The sequence below is a fragment of the Streptomyces sp. NPDC006463 genome, assembly GCF_042870715.1.
Taxonomy (GTDB): Bacteria; Actinomycetota; Actinomycetes; order Streptomycetales; family Streptomycetaceae; genus Streptomyces.
In genome coordinates, this window is the sequence record NZ_JBIAHP010000007.1 from 195,639 (window position 1) to 214,872 (window position 19,234).

Annotated in this window: 19 protein-coding genes; 7 read left to right on the forward strand and 12 right to left on the reverse strand. The window is 73.3% G+C overall.

The genetic code is table 11. The features are described from left to right. Positions 1 to 39 precede the first annotated feature (39 nt). Positions 40 to 1,380 carry an ATP-grasp domain-containing protein gene (locus tag ACFYOB_RS15225; RefSeq protein WP_388559928.1) on the reverse strand — a complete coding sequence of 447 codons (1,341 nt, stop codon included), beginning with the start codon at positions 1,378 to 1,380 and terminating at the stop codon, positions 40 to 42. 294 nt (positions 1,381 to 1,674) lie between these two features. Between ACFYOB_RS15225 and ACFYOB_RS15230 the strand changes: the two genes are divergently transcribed. Next, positions 1,675 to 3,174, forward strand: a complete 1,500-nt coding sequence (locus tag ACFYOB_RS15230; RefSeq protein WP_388559930.1) for a glycoside hydrolase family 26 protein — start codon at positions 1,675 to 1,677, stop codon at positions 3,172 to 3,174. A 5-nt stretch (positions 3,175 to 3,179) separates the two neighbouring features. Here the strand turns inward: ACFYOB_RS15230 and ACFYOB_RS15235 are convergent, their stop codons facing one another. The 9 genes from ACFYOB_RS15235 to ACFYOB_RS15275 all read right to left on the reverse strand — a co-directional run bounded on the left by ACFYOB_RS15235 (position 3,180) and on the right by ACFYOB_RS15275 (position 14,450). Further along, entirely contained in the window at positions 3,180 to 4,322 is a 1,143-nt protein-coding gene (locus tag ACFYOB_RS15235) for a GNAT family N-acetyltransferase (RefSeq protein WP_388559932.1), read from the reverse strand. Beyond that, a complete protein-coding gene (locus tag ACFYOB_RS15240) occupies positions 4,319 to 5,125 on the reverse strand; it encodes a lipopolysaccharide biosynthesis protein (RefSeq protein WP_388559934.1) in 807 nt (268 codons plus the stop codon). The genes ACFYOB_RS15235 and ACFYOB_RS15240 overlap by 4 nt, the downstream gene beginning before the upstream one ends. A gap of 53 nt (positions 5,126 to 5,178) precedes the next feature. Next, positions 5,179 to 6,408, reverse strand: a complete 1,230-nt coding sequence (locus ACFYOB_RS15245) for a glycosyltransferase (RefSeq protein ID WP_388559936.1) — start codon at positions 6,406 to 6,408, stop codon at positions 5,179 to 5,181. Further along, positions 6,405 to 7,181 (reverse strand): polysaccharide deacetylase family protein, encoded by a 777-nt coding sequence (locus ACFYOB_RS15250; protein WP_388559938.1) that lies wholly within the window; start codon positions 7,179 to 7,181, stop codon positions 6,405 to 6,407. Before ACFYOB_RS15250 ends, ACFYOB_RS15245 begins: the two co-directional genes overlap by 4 nt. Next, the gene (murJ, locus tag ACFYOB_RS15255; protein ID WP_388560241.1) at positions 7,171 to 8,925 is read right to left on the reverse strand and encodes a murein biosynthesis integral membrane protein MurJ; all 1,755 of its coding nucleotides are present in this window, start codon (positions 8,923 to 8,925) and stop codon (positions 7,171 to 7,173) included. The genes ACFYOB_RS15250 and murJ overlap by 11 nt, the downstream gene beginning before the upstream one ends. 218 nt (positions 8,926 to 9,143) lie before the next feature. Continuing rightward, positions 9,144 to 10,550 (reverse strand): O-antigen ligase family protein, encoded by a 1,407-nt coding sequence (locus tag ACFYOB_RS15260; RefSeq protein WP_388559940.1) that lies wholly within the window; start codon positions 10,548 to 10,550, stop codon positions 9,144 to 9,146. After that, positions 10,550 to 12,061 (reverse strand): exopolysaccharide biosynthesis polyprenyl glycosylphosphotransferase, encoded by a 1,512-nt coding sequence (locus tag ACFYOB_RS15265; protein ID WP_388559942.1) that lies wholly within the window; start codon positions 12,059 to 12,061, stop codon positions 10,550 to 10,552. Before ACFYOB_RS15265 ends, ACFYOB_RS15260 begins: the two co-directional genes overlap by 1 nt. Next, complete coding sequence (locus tag ACFYOB_RS15270; RefSeq protein WP_388559944.1) at positions 12,058 to 13,254, reverse strand: glycosyltransferase; 1,197 nt, start codon at positions 13,252 to 13,254, stop codon at positions 12,058 to 12,060. Before ACFYOB_RS15270 ends, ACFYOB_RS15265 begins: the two co-directional genes overlap by 4 nt. A gap of 20 nt (positions 13,255 to 13,274) precedes the next feature. Then, positions 13,275 to 14,450: a DUF3344 domain-containing protein gene (locus ACFYOB_RS15275; protein WP_388559946.1), complete on the reverse strand. Its 1,176-nt coding sequence runs from the start codon at positions 14,448 to 14,450 to the stop codon at positions 13,275 to 13,277. A 102-nt stretch (positions 14,451 to 14,552) separates the two neighbouring features. Here ACFYOB_RS15275 and ACFYOB_RS15280 point away from each other — a divergent pair, with 102 nt between their 5' ends. The 5 genes from ACFYOB_RS15280 to ACFYOB_RS15300 all read left to right on the forward strand — a co-directional run bounded on the left by ACFYOB_RS15280 (position 14,553) and on the right by ACFYOB_RS15300 (position 17,625). Continuing rightward, positions 14,553 to 14,804: a chaplin gene (locus tag ACFYOB_RS15280; protein WP_388559948.1), complete on the forward strand. Its 252-nt coding sequence runs from the start codon at positions 14,553 to 14,555 to the stop codon at positions 14,802 to 14,804. A gap of 118 nt (positions 14,805 to 14,922) precedes the next feature. Further along, positions 14,923 to 15,333, forward strand: coding sequence for a rodlin (locus ACFYOB_RS15285; protein ID WP_328926144.1), 411 nt, complete (start codon positions 14,923 to 14,925; stop codon positions 15,331 to 15,333). A 238-nt stretch (positions 15,334 to 15,571) separates the two neighbouring features. Further along, on the forward strand, positions 15,572 to 15,805 hold the full coding sequence (locus tag ACFYOB_RS15290; protein ID WP_388559950.1) for a chaplin: 234 nt from the start codon (positions 15,572 to 15,574) through the stop codon (positions 15,803 to 15,805). 121 nt (positions 15,806 to 15,926) lie between these two features. Continuing rightward, positions 15,927 to 17,087: a chaplin gene (locus ACFYOB_RS15295; protein WP_388559952.1), complete on the forward strand. Its 1,161-nt coding sequence runs from the start codon at positions 15,927 to 15,929 to the stop codon at positions 17,085 to 17,087. A 193-nt stretch (positions 17,088 to 17,280) separates the two neighbouring features. Further along, a complete protein-coding gene (locus ACFYOB_RS15300; protein WP_388559954.1) occupies positions 17,281 to 17,625 on the forward strand; it encodes a hypothetical protein in 345 nt (114 codons plus the stop codon). Positions 17,626 to 17,695: 70 nt separating this feature from the next. On the opposite strand, the gene ACFYOB_RS15305 is transcribed toward ACFYOB_RS15300, so the two are convergent. Beyond that, positions 17,696 to 17,935 carry a chaplin gene (locus ACFYOB_RS15305; RefSeq protein ID WP_388559956.1) on the reverse strand — a complete coding sequence of 80 codons (240 nt, stop codon included), beginning with the start codon at positions 17,933 to 17,935 and terminating at the stop codon, positions 17,696 to 17,698. A gap of 144 nt (positions 17,936 to 18,079) precedes the next feature. Further along, entirely contained in the window at positions 18,080 to 18,541 is a 462-nt protein-coding gene (locus ACFYOB_RS15310) for a hypothetical protein (RefSeq protein ID WP_388559958.1), read from the reverse strand. Positions 18,542 to 18,821: 280 nt separating this feature from the next. Between ACFYOB_RS15310 and ACFYOB_RS15315 the strand changes: the two genes are divergently transcribed. Further along, positions 18,822 to 19,232 carry a rodlin gene (locus ACFYOB_RS15315; protein WP_388559959.1) on the forward strand — a complete coding sequence of 137 codons (411 nt, stop codon included), beginning with the start codon at positions 18,822 to 18,824 and terminating at the stop codon, positions 19,230 to 19,232. Positions 19,233 to 19,234 lie beyond the last annotated feature (2 nt).

Below are 19,234 nucleotides of genomic sequence, written 5' to 3' on the forward strand. Positions count from 1 at the left end.
TCCTCCAGCTCCATGGTCATCGGCCCGGCCCGGGCAGGGTCAACGGGTCACCAGCTCGTCCGGCTCCGCGGATGCCTCCGGCGGCGCGGGCCGGACGAGCGCCGAAGCGGGCTCCGGCTGCTCGCGGCCCCGCTGGCGGGGTGTCCGGACCACCGCACGGGCGGTGCGCCGTCCCTGCGCGGGGACGCCCCGCAGGGCTCGCGCGCCCTTGTCGAACCCGCGCCCGAGGAAGGCGCCGAGCATCGCGAGGAACGGCAGCGGGTCGTCGGAGGCGAACCAGGCCATCTCGACCCGCCCCCGCTCGGCCTTCGGCAGCCCCGCCGTCCGGGCCCGCCCGCGGCCGTCCGGATGCGCCGCCGCGGCCGCCGTCCCCGGGCCCGCCGGCGAAGGCGCCTCGCCCGGCTCCCGCGGGCCCGCCCGGCCCGCCTGGTCCGCCGTCGGACGGCGCGGCAGCGAGCGGCCCCGAACCGCCGCGAGCAGCGCGTAGTTCTCCGCGACGAACACCCGGCCCGGTCCGCCCGAGGGGGCCGGGACGTGCTGGCCCGTCAGGTCCAGGTACATCGCCCGTACGACGTCCAGCCCGGCGGCATCCGTGAACAGCCGGAACTGGGCGCCCGGGCGGGGGTTGAAGTCCACCAGCCGGAAGGTGCCCCGTTCGTCCCGGCGGAAGTCCAGGTCCAGGATCCCCTGGTAGCCGAGGCGTTCGGCGAGCCGCAGCCCCGCCTCCTCCACCGCCGGATCGGGCAGCCAGCGCCCCACCGCCGTCAGCCCCGTGCGCACCGGCCAGGACAGCTCCTTGCGGCCCGATCCCACGAGCAGCGGATGCCCGCCGCGGGCGAAGGCGCCGTGGAAGAACCAGTCGGTGTCCGGCCCGGCCGGCAGGAACCGCTGGAGCAGCAGCCGGCTCCCCGCCTCGGCGGAGCGCTCGTACAGCCGCCGCGCGTCGGCGGCGGTGTGCACCAGCGTGGTGCTCCGCAGCCCGTCGGACCCGGCCGGCAGCAGCCAGGGCCGGCTCCACTTGGCGACCACCGGCAGGCCGAGCCGCCAGGCCGCCTCCGCCGCCTCGGCGCCGCTCGTCGGGACGACGGTCTCCGGGTGCGGGATGTCCCACCGCGCGCACAGCCGCGCCAGCTCGCCCTTGTCGGCCACCCGGGCGGGCAGGTTGTCCGGCTGATGGGGAATCCGGAAACGGTCCGTCAGCATCGGCGCCACCCGGGACACGGCGATGGCGCTCAGATCATCCATGGCGACGAGCACCGCCGGCCGGCCGATCCGCTCCGACACCCCGGTCAGGCACTCCAGCAACGGCTCGGGCGCCTCGGGGTCCAGCCCGCCGGGCGGCCCCGGATGCACGGCGCGCAGATACCTCGAACGCACCATGGGTCCTCCCCCGGCCTCGACGACGGCATGCACCTCCACGCCTTCGCGGCCAAGGGTTCTGACGGCGCCAAGGGTTCCGTGGTGGAACGGATTCCGATCGAGTCTGAGCAGAACTGCGGGCACATGGTTGAGATACGCGTGCATGGCAACGGTGTCTTTCACCTAGTCGGACCAAGCGGGGGTGATACGCAGCTGCGAATGGCCTATGCGGCAGTCACCGGACAGGCCATTCGTCAGATCTGATGCCTAACGTCTTTGGCAAGCACACCGGTTCAGGAAAGCTCGGGAGACGCCATGACACCACGCCGCCGACTGGCGAGCACCTGCATCGGCACGGTCACCGCCGGACTGCTCGCCACCGGGGCCGCCCTCGCGGAACCCGAGAGGGACCGGGCCCAGGGCTCGGACATCGCCATGGGCGCCTACCTCGACTACGGCCCGTCCGGCGTGGCCCGGATCCCCTACCTGTCGCGCTGGCTGGGCGGCAGGGAGATCCGGGTCGGGCACACCTACCTGCCCGGCGACCGGTGGGCGGGCATCGAGGGCGACGTCACGTTCCTGGAGAGCTGGGCGCAGTGGCGCCAGGCCGCGGACAACCGGATGTTCGTCCTCAACGTGCCCATGCAGGAGCGGAACGAAGGCGGACTGTCCGACCGCCAGGTGGCCCGGCTGATCAGGGCGGGCGCGTCGGGGCAGTACGACCGGCACTTCAAGAGGCTCGCCGAGCGGCTGGTGGCCCTGGGCGTCCCCGACACGGTGATCGTGCTCGGCTGGGAGATGAACGGCACCACCTACTCCCACCGCTGCGGACCCGACCCGGAGAACTGGAAGGTGTACTGGAGGCGCGTCGTCAACTCGATGCGCTCGGTGCCGGGCCAGGAGTTCAAGTTCGACTTCGCCCCGAACAGGGGTACGGACGACATCGGCTGGACTTCCTGCTACCCCGGCGACGACGTCGTCGACGTCATCGGAATGGATTCGTACGACCAGGGTCCCGGCCGGAACTTCGACGATCAGATCACCCAGCCGTACGGACTCCAGCACCACGTCGACTTCGCGAAAGCACACGGCAAGGAGATCTCCTACCCGGAGTGGGGGCTCTTCCGGCGCGGGGACAACGCGGAGTACGTCCGGCGCATGCTGAAGTGGATCGAGGAGCACAAGCCGCTCTACCACACCATCACCGACTACTGCCCGCACGGCGTGTGGCAGTGCAAGCAGAACCCGGAGTCCGCCAAGGTCTTCCGCAAGGCGCTGAGACTGGAGGAGCCCGACCCGGTGGTCCCGACCCCGGTGGTGCCCACGCCCGTGATCCCGACCCCGGTGGTGCCCACACCCGTGATCCCGACCCCGGTCGTCCCGACCCCGGTGATGCCCGCGCCCGAGGTCCCGAGCCCCACGGCCCCGACGGCCAAGACCCCCAAGCCCTCGCCCGAGGTCCCGCTCCCGGGGAACCCGCTCCCCGTGACACCCAGCCCGGTCGTCCCGAAACCCGAGGTCCCCGAGCCGGAGCCCGGGGTCCCCGAGCCGACCCCGAGCCCGACCCCGAGCCCCGTGCCGTCCCCGGTCATCCCGAGCCCGGTCGTGCCGAAGCCCGAGCCCGCGCCCTCGACGGCGGCACCCACGCAGACCGCGCCGCCCCGGCCGCAGCCGGAACCGGCTGAGCCGCCGGTCAACAGCAGGCAGTGGTGCATCCCGCTCAACTTCGGCGAGTGGCTCTCCAAGCTGGTCGGCACGCAGTCGGTCTGCGTCGAGGTCGACTGGGGCGAGAGGTCGGGCTTCTGGCCCTTCTAGACGGGTCATCGCACCCGCAGTTCGTTGAGCCGCGCCCGCCAGTCCCGGGCGGCCGGCAGCGCCTCCCGCAACGCGTCCACCGCCCGCTCGCGCCCCGTCACCTGCGACTCGTGCAGCCGCAGCAGGGGCGCGAGCGCGCTCGTGGCCAGCAGGAGCCGCTGGTTAACCACCGTCTCGGGCCGCCAGTGGTTCTTGTACGGCTCGTTGCCGCGCAGGAAGCTCACCACCGGCCGGCCGTCGGCGAGCGCCCGCCCGGCCTCGTAGCGCAGCAGCAGCGTCGCCACGTCCACCTTGCGCGCGCGCAGGTCCGGATCGGCGCCGTACAGGTAGCCGCCGCTCAGCCCTGCCGACAGCAGCGTGACGTTGGCCGCGACCACCTTCCCGTCCAGCCGGAACTCCGTCAGCCGGCCCTCCCCCGCCCGCACCATCCGCCGGGTGGCCCGGGTCAGATGCTCGGCGAAGCGGGGCCGCAGGTGCTCCGGGGTCACCCCGCGGCCGCGCCACTGCTTCTCGTGCAGCCGCAGCAGCGTCCGTACGGCACGCGGCACCTCCTGCTCGGTGACCTCGTGCTCCTCGATCCCGGCCGCGTCGGTCTTGCGGAGCTTGGCCCGCACCCGCTGGGCGCCGGAGGCAGGCATCCGCTTGACCAGCTCGTCGAAGGGCAGTGTGGGCAGCTCCATGCAGGTGGAGTCGGTGAGCTTGCCGCGGGCGCCGGTCCACGCCTCGTACACCGCCTCGGCGGCGGCCCCGGGGCGCACCTCGCGCAGGTCGACGACGGCGCCCCGGGCGGCCCGGTGCAGCCCGCGGGCCAGCGCCGGGACGACCTGGTCGGCGTACTCGGCGGCCACGAGCACGTCGAAGTAATCGGTGATGGGGCCGCCGATCGGTACCAGCAGCGGCAGCGGCCGGTGTACGAGCATCAGCGCGGCCGCGCCGACCAGCTCCTCGCCGCGCCGCACGAGGACGATCCGGAGCCGGCCCTCCTTGCCGTACGACAGCCACCAGGAGTGCAGCCAGGCGTGGCTCTGGAAGGGGGTGGCGGTGGGGCAGGCGCGCAGGAGCCGGTTCCACGGCTCCTCCAGCGCGGCGAACTGCCGGGGGTCTCGGCACAGCGTCACCGACAGAGCCCCGGCGGAGCCCGGACTCATCGAACGGACTCCTTCTCCTTGGCCGAGGTCGGCTCACCCTGCGCGGGGAGCGAGGCGTACTCCTCGACGACCGGCTGGCCGGTCTCCTGAACGCTCTGCGGACCGTTCTCCGGACCGGTGTCCTGACCGCCCTCCTGCTCCTCCTTGCGGCGGCCGGGCCGGGCGAGCAGCCACAGCCCGCCGAGCAGGCCGCCGGCGCACATGCCGACGGCGCCGCTGATGGGGGCGGACGGGGAGGCCGGGCCGGCGGGCGCGACGGCCTGGTTGAAGAGGAGCAGCTGAACGCCCGTGTTCTTGGCGGCCTGATTGCTGCTCAGCGACAGCGCGTCGGCGACCGCGTTGGCGATGTCGGCGGCCTCGGCGGGGCTGCTCGACGTACCGGTGATGGCGATCATCGGTGACTCGGGCGAGGTCTCGGCCCGCACCTGGGTCCGCAGCTTCTGGGCGCCGATGCCGGCGCGGGGCTGGGCGTAGGCGAGGGTGGAGCTGCTGGTGGCGATGCGGGCGTAGGCCTGGGCGAAGCCGAGGGCGGTGGCCGGCTCGGTGGTGTCGTCCGGCACGGCGACGACGTAGCTGGTGGCGGCGTACTCGGGCGCCTTGAGCACCCCGTACGCCCCGCCCGCGGCCAGCCCGAGCAGAGCGCACGCGGGCAGCGGCCACCACACGGGGGGCCGCTTGAACCGCCGACGCTGCCTCTTCTCGGAGCGGTCGTCGGACTTCTTCTCGGGCCTCTTCTCGGCCTTGTTCTCGGCCTTGTTCTCGGCCTTCTTCTCGGACTTCTGCTGCTCGGCGGTGTCGGCCATGTTCGTGCTCGCTTCCTGGATGAAGTACGGGTTCCTTCGGGCGGGGGTACGGATCAACGGGCGCCGGCGCCGCGCCTCTCGGCGGCAGCCTGGGGAGCGTGCGGCGCGGGGTCCGGGGCGGGGTCCCGGGTGGCCCGGGCGGAGCCCGGCACCGGAGCGGCCGAAAGGGCCAGGTCGTACACGTCCAGCAGCTGCTGCGCGCTGCGCGCGATGTCGTAGCGCCGGACCACCGGCGGCGCAGGCAGCCGGCGCGCGCCGGCCTCCATGTGCCCCCGCAGCGCCGCGACCAGCTCCTCCGTGCCGGTTCCGATCCGCCGGGCCCCGGGGGCCTGCGCGGCGGGCAGGTCGTCGATGGCGGGGCAGGTCACGTGCAGCACCGGCAGCCCGGCGGCCAGCGCCTCCACCACCGCCAGGCCGAAGGCCTCCTCCCGCGACGGTGAGACGAAGACGTCCATGGCGGCCAGCAGCGCCGGGATCCCCGGGGTGCGGCCGTCCGCGCTGTCGCCCAGCGGGTCCCGCTCGCCCAGCAGGTGGATCCGGCTCTGCGCGCCGAGCTCGGCGGCGAGCAGGCGCAGGGCGGCGCGCTCGGGCCCGTCCCCGGCCAGCAGCAGGTGCGCCCCCGGCAGCGCGGCCACGGCCCGCACCAGGACGTCGAACCGCTTGCCCGGCACCAGCCGGCCGACCCCGCCGACCACGAAGGCCCGCTCCGGCAGCCCGGTCCGGGCCCGGGTGGCCAGCCGTACGCCCTCGTCGAAGCGGAAACGGACGGCCTCGATCCCGTTCGGCACGACGTGCACCCGCTCGGCCGGCACGCCCCACGCCTCCAGCCGGGCGGCCACGGTGTCCGAGACGGCCACGGTCGCGGCTCCCAGCCGCTCACTGGCCAGGTACAGGGCGCGCACCCCGCCCGACAGCGGCCTTCCCTCGATCTCGCCCTCGCCGAGGGAGTGTTCGGTCGCCACGGTCGCCCCGGCGCCCGCGAGGCGGGCCGCGAGGCGCCCGTACAGGCAGGCCCGGTACAGGTGGGTGTGCACGAGGTCGTACCGGCCGCGCCGGATGAACTTCACCAGCCGCGGCAGCGCCCCCAGGTCCCGGTTGCCCCGCATGCCCAGGTGCACGACCCGGACCCCGTCGGCGCGCAGCCCCTCGGCCACCGGACCGGGGTTGGTCAGCGTCAGGACGTCGCAGCGCATCGGCATGTGCCGCAGCAGCAGCCGCAGTTGCTGCTCGGCGCCGCCGACCCCGAGCCCGGTGATGACGTGCAGGGCCTTGACGTCCTTCACCGCAGCACCGCCCGCCGCAGCTCCCGCACCTGGTGGCGCAGCTGCTTGACCCGCAGCCGCGCGCCTCCGTCGGCCTGGCTGACGTGCGTACGGGGCAGGGCGTACGGGCCTTCGAGCCGCCCGGGGTCGATGGCACAGGCGTACCCGTACCCGGCGGCGCTGGTGGCGCCGACGACCCGGGCGTCGAGGTGCCCGTACGGGTAGCAGAACCCCTCGGGCAGGGTCCCGGTCAGCTCGCGCAGCAGGTCGCGGCTGCCCCGCAGCTCCTGCTGGAGCACGTCGTCGGGGGCCGCGGTGAGGTCCTGGTGGAGCAGCCCGTGGGAGCCGATCTCCTGCCCGGCCTCGGCGACCTCGCGGATGCCCTCGGCGGTGAGCAGGGACTTGCGCGGCCCCAGCGGGTCCCACACGTTGTCCACGCCGAGCCGCCCGGGCAGTACGAACAGGGTGGAGGTGCAGTCGTAGCGGCGCAGCAGCGGGAGCGCCTGGGTCAGGAAGTCGGTGTAGCCGTCGTCGAAGGTCAGTCCGACCAGCCCGGCCGCGGTCCCGGCCGCCCGGGCCCGGAGCAGCTCGCCGACCGACACGCCGCGCAGGCCCCGGGAGCGCAGCCACTGCAGCTGTACCTCCAGGGCGTGGGGCGTGACGGTGATCCCGTACGGGTCCTCGGCGGGGTCGGTGAACTCGGCGACCGAGTGGTACATCAGGACCCACGGCGATGCGGTCCGGCGGGCGGGGACCACCACGGCGGCGGGCGCCGTGTCGGTGTCAGCGGACATTGCGGAACCTCTGCGTGAACTGGGAGGAGAACTGGGCGATCTGACCGGGCAGGGCAGTGATTTCAAGGGTGCGTATGGCCACGCCGGTGGCTCCGAACATGGCGGGGACCAGGAGGCAGCCGAGGGCGGCGCTGAGCATCGGGTCGGGGATCATGGGCCCCGCGATCCAGCCCGTGGCGCAGGCTGCCGCCGCCGACACCGCGAGCCGGGCGATGCTGACGGCGACCAGGCGGACGTGGATGGCGATGATCCGCGAGCCGAGGCCGGTGAGCAGCAGGACGGCGGTCGTGGTGATGCCGGCCGCGTTGGCCGCGGCGATGCCGTAGGTGCCCCACCAGTCGACGGCGAAGGCTCCGGCCACGACGTTGACGAGCAGTCCGGCGCCCATCGCGAGCGCCGGGAACCAGGTGGGCCGGGCGGTTGAGAAGAAGGGCCGGGACAGTGCCCCGACGAGGCAGTGGCCGAGGAGTCCGAGTCCGTAGACCCGCATGACGGAAGCGGTGGCGAGGGTGTCCCGGTGGGTGAAGGCGCCGCGTTCGAAGAGGACCTGGATGATCTGCGGCGCGTAGCCGATGACGAGTGCGCTGCCCAGGAGGACGGCGAGGGCGGCGAGGGTGAGGTCCTGCTCGACCCGGCGCCGGGCCTTCTCGCGCTCCCCGTCGGCCATCGCCTGGGCGACGACGGGGAAGGTGACGGTGCAGATCATCAGGGAGAGCACCATCGGCATCTGCGCGACCTTCTGCGCGTAGTTGAGGTGCGAGATCGCCCCGGGCGGCAGGGAGGCGGCGAGGAACCGCTCGACGAGCACCTGCGACTGCCGGCAGACGGCGAAGAAGATCACGGGGGCGATGAGGCCGAAGGCGAGGAGGGTGGGGCGGTCGCGGTCGCGCTGGCTGCGCGGGGCGCCCTTGGCCCGGGGCTGGCCGAAGCCCACGTTGCGGAAGAAGGAGGGCAGTTGGACGAGGACCATCAGCAGCCCGCCGGCGGCGACCCCGGCGGCGGCCGCCCGCACGCCCCACAGGGCGTGCAGCGCGACCATCGTGCCGATGATGCCGATGTTGTACGAGACGTAGATCGCGGCGGGCGGCACGAAGGACCGGTGTGCCCGCAGCGCCGCGCTGAAGTACCCGGCGAGGCCGAAGGAGATCACGGTCAGGGCCGTCATACGGGTGCACTGGACGGCCAGTGCGGGGTCGGGCAGACCGGGCGCGAGCACGGCGACGACGAGCGGCGCGGCCACGACCAGTACGGAGGCCACGGCGGCCAGGAACGCGGCGAGCCGCGGCAGGGTCGCCCCCACGAGCAGCCGTACGGGGTCCTGTGCGCGGGCCTCCTTGCGGGTGAGCCCGACGCGGATGGCCGCCCGCCGGGCCAGGGCCTGGCTGAAGGCGGGCACCATCAACAACGCCATGGCGTCCTCGATGAGCAGCGTCGAGGCCATCTCGGGGACGGTCCAGGCGATCAGGAAGGCGTCGCTGTCGTGCCCGGCGCCGAAGAGGTGCGCGATGGTCTGGTCCCGAACCAGCCCGAACACCGCACCGGCGGCGGTCAGCCCGGCGGTGACGGCGGCGGCCTTGGCCAGGAACCGCCCCAGCGGCGCCGGTCCGCTGCCACCGGGCGCGGCGGGCGCCGCGGGCGCTCCGCCCGCGCCGCGGGCCCCGGCGCGAGACGCGTCGGCCCGTCGGCGCTCGCCGGCGGCGTAGGCCGCCACCCGCACGCGGCCCCACCCGGCGGCGCCGGGCATCGCTCCGGCGACGAAGCCGGGGTCCTTCACCGAAGGCGCCTCGGCCCGGGCCGCCTCCCCCGGCCCGGGCTCATCGCCGGAGCCGGGCAGGACCGGGCCCCGGAGCGGCCCCGGGACCGGACCCGGCACGCTGCCGGGGACGGCGGGGCCGCCCGGCACACGGGCGGGGCCCGCCCCGGCCGGAGGGCCGGACGCGGGCCGCCAAGGCGTGGTGTCCGTCACGGGCGGGCCGCAACCCGGGGGGCGCTGCCCCGCGAAACCGAACCGGAGACGGACCCGGCAGCCGGGGAGGCCCCACGGGGTGGGCCGGCGTCCTGCGGGGAGGGCAGGGCCCACCAGGCGGCGAGTCCGATGATCACTCCGGTCAGGACGGTGGACGGCCCGCCGATGTCCGCGTAGAGGAAGTCGGTCAGCTGCCACACGAACAACCCCGTGGCGATCAGCCCGCAGTCCCGCATGTGCCCGCCGGAGGCGATCCGGCGCAGCCCCGCCACCAGCAGCGCCGCCCAGCCGCCCGCCAGCGCGACCAGCCCGATCAGCCCTTGCTCACTCAGGATCAGGAGGTACATGTTGTGCGGGGAGAGCAGCGGCTGGCGGAGGTACGCCTGCCCCGCGCCCGCGGTGTCACTGCCGGAGGAAAGCCCCAGCGAGGAGTGTCCGTCGCGGTTGGCCGGGAAGCCCTTCAGCCCCACCCCCACCGCCGGCCGCTCCCGCCACATCGACTCGGCGGCGGCCCACATCGTGTAGCGGTCGGTCACCGACTGGTCGGGGGCGCTGGAGACCTGCGTGATGGAGGTCAGCCGCTCCGCGACCATCTCGGAGCCGACCCCGAGCCCGCCCACCAGGACCACGCCCGCCGCGGCGAGCGCGAGGAGCACCTTCAGCGCCCGCCGGATCCCGGCCAGCGCCATCACCAGCACCGCCGCGCCGGCGGTGGCGATCCACACGCCCCGGCTGAACGACAGCACCAGAGGCAGCACCAGCACCAGCGCCGCGCCCCCGGCGATGCGCCGGGTCCTTTGCGCCTGCTCCGGCGCCAGCGCGACGCCGGTCGCCACGACCAGCCCGTACGCCACCACGGTGGCCATGCCCATGACGTCGCCGGGGCCGAAGGTGCCCACGGCCCGGATGTTCTGGCCCTGGTAGGACGCCCCGGTGTGGGTCGCGTACTGCACGACCCCCACCGCGCCCTGCACCAGCGCCAGGACCACGAAACACCCGGCGGCGATCCGGAACTCCCCGGCGTCGCGCACCAGCAGCACCACGGCCGCCGGGACCAGCACGAACACCTGGAGGTAGCGGACGAAGCCGGGCAGGGCGGCGTACGGATCCCCCGCGGTCATCGTCGCGACCGCGAGCCCGACTGCGGGCGTCCCGAGCACGAGCACGCCCAGCGGGGTCAGCTCCCGCACCCGGCCGCGCAGCGCCTGCACCGCGCAGGCGAACACCAGCAGCAGCGAGGCCGCATCGGCCGGTCCGACCTTCCCGGAGGCGGTCGCGTCCCCCGCCGGGAGCGGGGCGAGCAGGAAGAGCACGGTCGCGGCGAGCGGCAGCAGCGGCCAGTGCCGCCTCACCAGGCCCGGCACGTCGGGCCGTACACCGTTCAGGGATAGCGCAAGGCTCATCAGCTGCCCCCCAGCCGGAAGCGGAAGAAGGAGGCCGCGGTGCGGGCGAGGATCCACAGGTCCTGCCACAGCGACCAGGTGTCGATGTAGTGGTTGTCGAAGCGGGCCCGGTCCTCGATGGAGGTGTCCCCGCGCAGGCCGTTGATCTGGGCCAGCCCGGTGATGCCGACGGGCATTCGGTGCCGGGCCTCGTAGCCGGGATGGACCGTGGAGAACTTGGCGACGAAGAACGGCCGTTCGGGCCGCGGCCCGACCAGGCTCATGTCACCGCGTACGACGTTCCACAGCTGCGGCAGCTCGTCCAGGGAGGACTTGCGCAGGAAGGAGCCGACCGGGCTCATCGCGCGGTCCCCCGCCACGGTCCATCGGGTGGCGGACTCGTGCTCGTCGGCGCGCAGCGTACGGAACTTCAGCAGGGTGAAGGAGCGCCCGTACAGGCCGACCCGCTCCTGCCGGAAGATCACCCCCGGCCCGTCCCAGACCCGTACGGCCAGCGCGCAGGCGGCCATCACGGGCGCGGCGGCGACCAGGGCGAGCAGGGCGAGCAGGGCGTCGAGGCCGCGCTTGGCCCAGCGCTCCAGTGGCCGCGCCGGCCGGGGCAGCAGTGGCTGTACGGCGTACCCCCACAGCTGGTCGGCGGGGTCCGCCACCCGCATGCCGGTGATCTTGGCGGTGCCGGCCGGGTCGGCGAGCCAGAGCCGGCAGCCGTGGTCGTGGAAGAGGCGGACCAGGGAGGCGGTGCGTTCGTCGGCCTCGGGCGGGCGGCTGAACACCGCGTGCCGCACGGAGTTCTGGATGACGGCGCGCCGGACGTCCTCGTGGGTGGCGAGCACCGGCAGGGGTCCGGTGTCCCCCTCGGCGGCGCCGGTGTCGGCGAGCCCGACGGGGCGCAGCCCGTACTCGGGCCGGCCGTGCAGGGCGGCGGCCACCGCGCCCGCGGCCGCGCCGGGTCCGACGACCAGGACGGATGCGGGGCGGCGGATCCGGGTGCGGCGGCGGAGCTGGTTGACGAACCCGCGCCCCGCGCACGCCAGTACGGCCTGGAGGCACACGGCGGTGAGCAGCACGCTCCAGCCGAGGGCCCGGTCCGGGTCCACGGCGGCCACGACCGTGGCGACCGTGCACCACAGGACGGCGGACCGCCCGGCCACCGCGGGCAGTTCGAGGAGGGCCGAGGGGGCGAGCCGCGGCCGGTACAGCCCGGCCTGCGCGTGCAGCGCGGCGAGCAGGACCGCGATCGGCGCGGCCGCCGGGGCCGGCAGGGCCGGTCCGGCCGGCGACGCCACGGTGAGTACGGCGGCCAGCGCGTCCGCGGTGACCAGCGGGAACACCCCCGTCGTACTGCCGTGGCGGCGGTGCGGGCGTACGGCGGCCCGGGCCTGGCCGGCCCTGGGCCCGCGCGGGGGGTGGATGGCGGTCGCGGAGCGGCGAACGGCAGTGACGCCGGCGCCGCCGGCGGGCCCCGTGCCGCCCTGCCCGGTGTGCCGGGCGGGTGCGCTGTCCATCGTCATCGGCTGATGCGCTCCTGGTTCGAGGGCCGGGGCCTGCCCAGCAGTTCGTGGTACAGACCGGTGACCGCGTCCGTGGTCCGCCGCACGTCGAAGTCGGTCCGGACGTGCTGCCGGGCCTGCTCCCCGAGTTCGGCGAGGAGCCGCGGGTCGGCGAGGAGCCGTCCCAGGGCCTTGGCCAGCGCCGTCGGGTCCTCCGGCGGCACCAGGCACACGCGTCCCTGGCCGGGCGGCAGGCTCTCCCGGGCACCGCTGACGTCCGAGACCAGGACCGGGCGGCCGCAGGCCATGGCTTCGAGCGGGGCGAGCGCCATGCCTTCCCACCGCGACGGCAGTACAACGAGATCGGCGGCCCGAAGCCACGGTCGGATGTCGGTGGCGGAGCCGGCGAAGAGCACGCTCGTGCCGGACAGCGCCGCGGTGCGGCGCAGCCGTTCGGTGTCGGGGCCGTCGCCGACGAGGGCGAGGCGGGCTCCGGGGACGGTGCCCAGCAGCTCCGGCCAGGCCCGCAGCAGCACGTCCTGCCCCTTCTGGAGGCAGAGCCGGCCCACGCAGACGGCGAGGGGCCCGTCGCCGCGGAAGTCGGCGGGCAGCGCAAGCTCTGCGCGGGCCCGGGCCTTGTCCTGGCCGGGTTCGGGTCCGCCGGGGCGGAAGTGGTCCAGGTCCACGCCGTTGCGGATCACCGACCAGCGGGCGGTGATGCCCTCGGCCTCGCCGGCGCGGCGCTCGGCCTCGCTGACGCAGAGCACCCGGTCGGCCCAGCGGGCCGCGTACCTCTCCCAGCGCAGCGCGAGTGCGCCGGTGGCTCCGGTGACGGCTTCGAAGGACCAGGCGTGCGGCTGGAAGACGGTGGGCGGGGACCCGCGCGCGGCGAGCCGCCCGGCCAGCCCGGCCTTGGCGCTGTGGGCGTGCAGCAGGTCGGGCCGGACCCGGCGCAGGAGCCGCCGGGCGCCGAGCACCTCGGCGGGCAGCCCGGGCCCGGGGGCCCGTCCTGCATGCCAGGTGAGCACCTCGGCGCCGGCTTCCCGGACGGCTCCGGCGAGCGTGCCGCCGGGCGGGCAGCCGACGACGGCGCGCAGGCCGGCGCGGGTCTGGGCGCGCACGAGGTCGGCGACGACCCGGGCGACACCGCCGTCTACGGGCTGGGCTAGATGGAGGACGGTCGTGGGCTTTGCCGCCCATGGCTGTGCGGGCACGGTGGAGTGGTCTCCTACGTTCAGCGGCGCGCGTCTGTCTGAACGAAGAGCACACCGAGGAAATGACCCTGGCTTTCACCCGTGAACTTGAAACTCAGGCTGCGGGCCCCACCGGAGAGGGCGGGGGTCAGGTCGAACACGTCCGCGTCATAGCCGAGATTGTTCACATAATCTGGCTGCCGTACGAACGCTTGTTGTCCGAATTCCGTGATCGTGGAATTCATAACATCATTAAACGGATTTTCGCCGTCACTGAGGGCGACACGACGGCCGCTGTCGGCCGTTACGGTGAGTGAGTCTTCGAGGATGCCCCGGTCTCCGTCGTACGCGACCACGCCGACCTTCCCGGCGGCCCCGGGGGGCGCGTCCAGGCCGTTGAGCTCGACCAGCCCCTCGTCGGCGCGCGCGGCGAGCCCCTCGAAGCCGTCCCACAGCGAGATCCTGCGGACCGGCTCCTGCGGGTGCTCGTAGGCGACGACCAGCGTCCAGCCACCCCAGGCACCCACCTCGGAGTGACCCATGGCGATGTTGAGCTGGGCCACCGTCCACATGCCGGCGCCGCCCTTGCGGACCAGCGGGGTCACGTCGGCGGAGGCCTGGTAGGCATCGCTGCCCGCGTCCGAGCGGTGGCCCATCACCGTGTCGGCGATGACCTCCTTGTACGCACCGCCGGGCTCGGCGACCAGCACCCGGCCGTTGTCCTCCGGCGGTTTCTGCTCACCCACCCGGAGGTTCCCGCCCCAGTACAGGCGGGCGTACGAGACCTTCGCGCCCTGCGGGACCTTGAGTTCGGCCCGGGTGGAGTTGTAGGTGTCCGGGTCCTTGTCGACCTCGCTGTAGAACATCTCGAAGTCGCCGTTGACCCCGGCCGCGCCCCGCTTCACGTCGGCGCACGGCTCCGCCTGCGGGGACTCCTCCTTGCGGCAGCTGATGCCGGAGTTGGAGGCCCGTACCAGCCCGCCGTGTTGCACGGCCTGGTAACGCTGGGTGAAGGGAACCCGGGGCAGTTCTTTGAGAGCTGGGACTTTGGGTTGGGGGACCGCCCCCGCCGCCGGGGCGTTCGCGGAAAGGACGAGGCAGGACAGCAGACCGAGCGTGCCGAGGATTCTGCGGGAGGAACCCATGACCCTGTCTCCATTTTCGATCAAGGGGACAAAACAGGAGTGAACTTTGTCAGAAATCGGGCTGGAAATCACGTCGGACTCGCTCGTACGGCCTTTTGGGCGATAGCACGCACCCTTGAAGCGGGCGGGTCGTTATGGGTTGCACCACCGTTCGAACCGAAAGGAATAGCGGAGATGCACGAGACGCTGATGCGTGGCGCCACCCTGGCCGTCGCCGGCGCCGCCGTTCTGCTGGGCGGCGCGGGCCTCGCCTCCGCGCACGGCGGCGGCGCGACGGCGGACGGCATCGCGGCCGGGTCCCCCGGCGTCGTGAGCGGCAACCTGCTCCAGGTCCCCGTCGACGTCCCGGTGAACGTGTGCGGCAACACCGTCAACGTGATCGCCCTGCTGAACCCCGCGTTCGGCAACACCTGCGTGAACGCCTGAGCGTCAACCGCGCCGCCTTAAACGGCGGCATACGAGTGAAGCCACGCAACCCGAGCGAGGGCAGGACCGTTGTTCCGGATGCTCCAGTACCGGGCAATCCTGCAAAAAAGGGACGACAATGATCAAGAAGATGATGGCCACGGCAGCGGTTGCGGCCTCGGTCGTGGGCATGGGCGCCGCCATGGCGCCGCAGGCGATGGCCATCGGGAACGACAACGGCGTCAACACCGTCAACGGCAACGGTGCCGCGCAGATCTACGGCAACCAGGCCACCTACGGCAACATGAGCCCGCAGATGGCGCTGATCCAGGGCTCCTTCAACAAGCCCTGCATCGCCCTGCCCGCCAAGGCCAACGTGCAGTCCGTGCTCGCCCTGCTCAACGTCGGCGTCCAGGACATCCCGGTCCTGTCCAGCCCGCAGAACCAGCAGTGCACCGAGAACTCGACGCAGGCGAAGGGCGACGAGGCCCTCTCCCACATCCTGGACAACATCCCGATCCTCTCCGGCAACGTCTCTGCCGGCAGCTGACCGCGAACGCCCCTGCGAGGCCGTCGCACCTTCGGGTCGCGACGGCCTCGCCGCGTGAGAATTCGACACCCCGGATCCGGCTCCGCGAATAGCGACGCGAAAAGCGGACCCTGTGAATTCATCCGGACCATCGGAGTGAATTCCCGGCCGGGCTCCGGAATTACGCGGTTTCTTTTCCCCGGACCACTCGTTGTTATTTCTGCAGTGGATACGCCCCTGCGGGAAGGATCGAAATCAAATGAAGTACAAGAAGGCAGTGGTACTGGCCGCCGGCGCTCTGATGGCCGCCGGTGCCGTCTCTCCCGCCATGGCCGACAGTGTCGCCGAGGGCAAGGCCGCGGGCTCCCCCGGCGTCCTGTCCGGTAACAACATCCAGGTGCCGATCAACATCCCGATCAACATCTGCGGCAACACCGTGAACGTCGCCGCGCTGCTGAACCCCGCGTTCGGCAACGTCTGCCTCAACCACTGACGCAGCGCTTGCGCCCGCGAGGGCAAGCCTCCTCGGGGTGGCCCCGGAGTGCACGGCGGTGCACTCCGGGGCCGCCTCCGATCCAGCACCGGCAGCAGCGCCGGTAGACAGGGAAGGACCCATGCGACAGGTACTGAGCCGACAGGTACTGGGCAAGGGGATGCTCACGGCGGCGGCCGCGTCGAGCCTGCTGTCAATCGCGACCGGCGTGGCCTACGCGCATTCCGGAGCGACGGCCGAGGCCTCGCACTCACCGGGTGTGCTGGCGGGCAACAGCGTCTCGGTACCGATCACCTTCGCGCCCAACGTGTGCGGCAACAGCGTGGACGGGGGTGCCGCGCTCAACCCCGCGATGGGGAACACCTGCGTCACCACGACCGGCTCGCACACCGACGACGGCTACGACTACGGGCGCTACCTCAGCCCCGAGCACGCCGAGGCCTTCGACCGCTACCTCCACGAACAGGAAGGGGTGGGGCGGCACCGGGTGCCGGAGCAGCGCCAGGAGACGCCGCGGTACGAGACCCCGGCGCCACGGCACGCGGCGCCCCGTCATGCTGCTCCCCGTCACGAGGAGCAGCGTCACGAGGAGCAGCGTGACGAGGGCGGCTACGGCGGCCAGGAGGAAGAGCGGCACCAGGGGCAGCACGAGGAAGGGTGCGACGACCACCCCGAGTCCGCGCCGCCCCCCGCCCCGCCGGCGCACCACGCGCACCACGCGCCCCCCGCCGCACCCGCGCCCCCCGCACCCGACCGGCCGCACCCGATGCCCGAGCCGGTCGAGGAGCACCCGGCTCCCGCCCCGGCCCCGGCCCCGGCCCCGGCCCCGGAGGAGCCCGCGCCGAATCCCGAGGCCCCCAAGCCGCTCCCCGCTCCGGTCGAGGAGGCCCCCCAGCCGCTCCCCGCCCCGGAGGCCCCGGCTCCGCTCCCGGCGCCGGTCGAGGAGGCGCCCGTACCGCTCCCCGCTCCGGCCCCGGTGGAGGAGGCGCCCGTACCGCTCCCCGCCCCGGCCCCGGAGGCTCCCGCGCCCCGGCCGCCGCACGGGAGCCAGCCGGTGGAGCGGCCTGCGGACCAGCCGCCGGCCGCCCCGGCAGGTGACCTCCCCGTCCACCTGCCCCCGGCGGCTCCGGTTCCCGCGCAGGCACCGGCACCGGCACCGGCTCACGTCGGCTCGCCCGTGCTGGCGGAGACCGGCGCGGGTCAGCCCGCGGCCGCCGCGGCCCTCGCCACGGCGCTGATCCTGGGCGGCGCCATTCTGTACCGGCGGTCGCGCGCCGCCTGACCGGCATTACCGGTAATCAGAAGAAATATCGGCCGGAGAATCCCTGTCGGATTCTCCGGCCGCTGTCATGCCCTCGTTCATAACCGCGTGCGCGCCGGCGTTTCCGTAGCGGCCGGGAATCGTTACCCAGGGCGAAAGCGGCGCGACGGTCGCCGCTGACGCCTCTGCACACGAAAAGAAGAGGATTTCGATAATGAAGCTCACGAAGGTCGCCGCTGTCGTCGTCGGCTCCGTCGCCGCCCTCGGCTCCTCCGCCACCGCTTTCGCGGCCGAGGCCCCGGCCGCGATGCCCATGAGCCTGACGAGCGGGGTGACCGCGGTGACCGAAGCCGTGAACCCCGTCTCCGAGTCGCTGCCCCAGACCCTGGGCAACGGACTGGCGGAGCAGGGCGAGAACGTCAACAAGGTCGTGGGCACCGTCCAGAGGGTCAACGAGGTCCGCAACAACGCGCCCGGCAAGGTGCTCGGCCTCGCGAACGGCGCCACCCAGGCGTCCCCGCTCCTGGGCGGCGTGAAGCTCAACGGCGGCGCGAACTGAGCGACACCGACACGACTGTGGGCGCCGCCGGCGAGGCCGGGGCGCCCACAGTCGGTTCCTGCAGCCGACGTCAGTCGTTGATGCAGACGTTGCCGAACGCCGGGTTCAGCGCGCCGATGATGCTCACGGAGTTACCGCAGAGGTTGATCGGAACGTGGACCGGGACCTGGAGCAGGTTGCCCGAGAGGACACCGGGGGAGCCCACGGCCGCGCCCTCGGCCGACGAGTCGGCCATAGCGGAGCCGGCGGCACCAGCCGCAGCGAGACCAGCGGTGGCCAGGACCAGGGCAGCCTTCTTGGCAGAGTTCATGGGAAGTGCACCTTCTGTTCGATGTTCTGCCCCGACGCCGGGGCTCACACCGAGCGAAACGGTCCGCCTTCCCGGACGACACGGCCGCGTCCGCGATCAGACCTGTTCAGCTCAATAGTCGTAACCGCAGCACCGTCCGGACCGTTACGGAAGGTTGCCCAGCGGGTCCGGGATCGCCGGGAGCTCGACGTCGGGGATCTCCGGCACGACCTCGACCGGCGCCGCCGGATCCGGCAGCGTGGGCGGTTCGATCACCGGGATCTCGGGGATCTCCACGCCCGGGAGCGCCGGAAGCTCGATGCCCGGGATGGTCGGCAGCTCGATGCCCGGGATCGTCGGCAGCTTGATCTCGGGGAGCTTGATCTCCGGGATCTTGATGTCCGGCAGGCTGACGCCCGGCGGCAGTAGGCCCTTGACGGCATCGAGGATGCCCTTCACCAGGTCGTCGATGGGACCGGCCGCCGCCGCCCGCCGGGTGTGGGCGGCTTCGTGGTCACTCTCCACGGCGCCCGCGGGGGCAGCCGCGCCTGAGAGTATGACGGCGGCGAGGACCGAGGGGACGAGGACGCGGGCGCGGCGGGCACGGACGGACTTCATGGAGTGCATGGATGTTCCTCACTGGTGGTCGCGTGGTCGCGCGGATACGGACCTTGAGCGATCCGCTCCCTCACCCACCGTGCGAACACCTCATACGGAGCGCAACCGGAGATCCGGTGACTGCGCGCTTCGTACGGGCTTCGCGCAGGCGTCCGGGGGCCTCTCACCCGGGACGGGGAAAACCTCGCCGCCCGCAGGCCGTTTGAGTGAAGCAGCGGAACCAACCCCCTGGCAGGGCAGTTGACCAGGGCGCTCCATCAGCGGGCACTCGTGCGACAGAAGGAACAAGATGTTCAAGAAGTTCATGACCGCCGCCGCGGTCTCCGCCGTTGCGGTAGGCGCGGGCGCTGCCGCCGCGGCCCCGGCCATGGCGATCGGCAACGACAACGGGATCAACACCGTCAACGGCAACGGCGCCCAGCAGATCTACGGCAACCAGAAGACCCACGGCGACCTGAGCCCGCAGCTCAGCCTGGTCCAGGGCACGCTGAACAAGCCCTGCATCGGCCTGCCGGCCAAGGTCAACGCCCAGTCGCTCATCGCCGCGCTCAACATCGGTGTCCAGGACATCAACGTCCTGTCGAACCCGCAGAACCAGCAGTGCACCGAGAACTCCACCCAGGCCAAGGGCGACGAGCCGCTCTCGCACATCCTGGACAACATCCCGATCCTCTCGGGCAACCTCTCGCAGGGCAGCTGACC